Here is a 3,399-nt window from a genome sequence, read left to right as displayed (position 1 = left end):
ATTTATAAAAATATAGAACACTAACAAGGAGAATTAGAATGATAGAAAATAAAGTATTAATTGCCAAAAAACTAATATTGTTGCTTACTGTTTTATTAGTTTTTATATTATTATCTTCAAGTTGTACTAAAAAAAGGGTGAAGGATTTAAAAAATCCTAAATTAAACAATAAACAAACTCTCATAACTTCTAAACAAAAACAAAGTTTACCTAAAACAACAAAAAATACGAACATTAATCAAAATAACAATTCTTCATCTAATGAAACAAAAGAAACAATAAAATTAGATACTAGTAATACTGATAATGAAAGCCAAGGGGAAATAAATTTATTAAAACATATTTCAAATAACATTGAAGCCATTAATAATCCAAGTGATAGTATTAATTTTAAAATAAATGATACAAATTATTCTTCTTATCGCTACTATTCACCTAATTATTCAACATATATAAGATGTGAATTTTATTACGAAGATATGGATTACTTTGTTAAAAAACTATATATTGAGGATTCAACTGAACCTTTTAATATAAAAAATTTAAGTACCGAAGCTTCATTAAATCCATATCAGAAAGATTCAGTACTATGGATTGATAATCAATATGTTATTTTATACGGTGTTTGTTTATATAATACTACTACTAATAAATTTTGGAAACTTAATCAATTATCAAACATTAATTACAACTTATTGTATGACTATACTATTAATAATAATAGAACACATATAACATATTATACCGATAATACAATTTTTACTTATAGCATATATGATGATACTATTATTAATATTTGTAAGATTTCTAACGAAACAAATAATTACCCCAATTATATTATTTTAAATGATGTAAATGATAATATTTATTTTGAAGAATCATATGAAGTAATTAAGGATGGTTATTGTAATGAATACAGGAAAATATATAAGACAAATATTCAATCAGATGAAATACAGACACTTTACAATGGAGAATATCACTTATTATCAAGCTCATTTGATGGCAAATATATCCTTATAGCAGAGTATGATAAAAAGAAAAAATCATGGATTAACATTGTATTAGATACAGAAGCAAATGTTGAAATTACCAAGTTACTGGGTAGTTATAAATGGTCAATCAAAAATTATAACCTATTAAATATTAGACCATATGATAAATTATGTGAAATTTTAACCTTTGATAATAACAATACAATACACTCAATAAATATTAACAAAAAAGATTTAGTTAATTATTGGATATACTAATAATCTATTTATAAAGAATGAAAACAATTTTATTTAAAGAGTATTGAAAAGACCTCCTTGGTAATAACAATATACTATCAAGGAGGTTTATTAGCTATACTCTCGTGTTATGATATATAAAATTAATTATACTAGTTTTAGAATTTTATGCCATAAATTAGGCTTATAGAATGTATCATCTTTATATGTATAATATCCCTTAGGTGCATAAAAGGTTTGTTTTCCTTCGCTATTTAAAACCCTATTATATCCATACTCTGCACCTTGTGGTGAAGCTGTTCCTGTGTAAATCCCAAGATGAATATGATCTCCCATACCATTACCAGTATTAACGCTAGTAGTGTGACCCATAATTCCAATAATCTCTCCTGCTTCAATTTGATCATCTTTTTTAACATTGATGGAATCTGGTCTTAAATGTGCATAAAATGAATAAAATGTTTTTTCCCCATAAGTATGTTCGATTTGTACAACATATCCATTAGCACTTCTTCTTCCACGGCTATAGGATATCCCTGCATAATGTACTTTACCAGGGTATACTGCTCTTGCTACAGGTTTTATAATATTTTTAATGTCTATACCTAGGTGTCCTAAATACTTATCTCTACTTGTAAGATCGTTGAATTCTTGATTTACTATCCAACCATCATATGTATACCACCCATTAAGAATTTTAGGAGTATATCTAGCTTTCATCTGCTTAATATATAACTCTATGTACTCTTTACCATCTAGATGCGATAATGGTATGTAGGCATCTTTAGTTCCATTGGAAGTGCTATATGTTATTAAAGCTACTTCATTTATTATAGATTTAACCGTAACTATCTCCCCGTTAGAAATTGATCCTATTTGTTTAGTTAATGTCTCATCCTCGTATGTTGGTAAATTTTTACTACCGCCATTACCTTCATAACAAGCCGTTTTCTTTAATAAATGACTATATTTATCATCTGTGGTATAATTCTTACATCTAACCTTATATTGACCTGAACCATCATACCCTTTAATTTTAATATAATATATAATTCCTGCAATAACAGGCTTTTTCTCAACTAAATCCCATTGACCTGCAGGTTTTGCAGATTGACCCACTACCTCTCCACTAGTACTGCCTTTATATACTGTGATATCAACATCTAATTGACTATTTAATGGTTCAACAAAAAAATTAGCTTTACCATCTTTATTAAATCGTACATAGTACCAATGTTCTTGTCCTTTACTAATATTTACTGGTGGGTTATAGTCATTATCTTTTATTTCTTTTGCATTTGGCGTTACTGAACCTCCTGATTTCATTTTACATGAAAGTGTAAAACTACCTGAACCAGATTGATGTTGTACATCAAGCTTTATCCTTTGACCATTATTTACATTTATTTCTATCTTCTCTGGGATACCATGTCCATTACTGTTTTTTACTTCTATAGCTGTCATCTCATCACCATTCCATGCAGAAAAGTTGACGTCTAAATTACTTGATGGGCGAACTTCAAAAACCGCCTTACAAGCTTGATTAAATACAATATCAAACCATTGATCCCCATCATTTGATGTTACTGTTCCTTGAAAGTCTTGATTCAATCTAATTCTTGTTGGATTATAAAAATCTTTTGACATTATTATCATCCCTCCTTGTATATTTTTTTTATAAATTTTATATAACAGTAATTCGCAAGTTACTTACATTTATAATAGAGATAATTCAGCAATAAAATGTAAATCTTAATTTAAATTATTTTACCAAATTATCAAGCAGCCTTTAATAAATTACCTAGGTTTATTGACTTGATATAATACTATCATAGACTTTTACGACATTACCACGACATATTATTATTTTATTTTAAATAATCCTTAATTAATTTTATCCCTTTATTTTTATGTCTTGATACCGTTTGCCTTGATGTCTTTAATTTCAATGCAATTTCAACATCTGAATAACCGTGTATTTTATATATAATAATCCTTCGTTGGATATGTGACAGTTGATTTATTACTTCATTAATGTATGCTATTGTTTCGTCCGCTTGATTATGAAAACTTTCATTAAGAGGTATGATATTTAATTTCTTGTTATTACTTTTTGAAAACCTAATATAGGTATTTTTAATGGATTTATTTATATACGAAATATTCT

General features: G+C 26.8%; 3 protein-coding genes. 1 reads left to right on the top strand and 2 read right to left on the bottom strand.

The genetic code is table 11. The features are described from left to right. Window positions 1-38: 38 nt before the first annotated feature. A complete protein-coding gene (locus N4A55_RS06110) occupies window positions 39-1,253 on the top strand; it encodes a hypothetical protein (protein WP_293754659.1) in 1,215 nt (404 codons plus the stop codon). A gap of 126 nt (window positions 1,254-1,379) precedes the next feature. On the opposite strand, the gene N4A55_RS06105 is transcribed toward N4A55_RS06110, so the two are convergent. Next, window positions 1,380-2,879, bottom strand: coding sequence for a M23 family metallopeptidase (locus N4A55_RS06105; RefSeq protein WP_293754657.1), 1,500 nt, complete (start codon window positions 2,877-2,879; stop codon window positions 1,380-1,382). Between the two features lie 221 nt (window positions 2,880-3,100). Further along, on the bottom strand, window positions 3,101-3,399 hold a 299-nt coding region (locus tag N4A55_RS06100), incomplete at its 5' end, for a sigma factor-like helix-turn-helix DNA-binding protein (protein ID WP_293754655.1).

This window comes from Vallitalea sp. (assembly GCF_025211055.1).
GTDB lineage: Bacteria > Bacillota > Clostridia > Lachnospirales > Vallitaleaceae > Vallitalea.
This window is presented reverse-complemented; position numbering and strand designations above follow the sequence as displayed.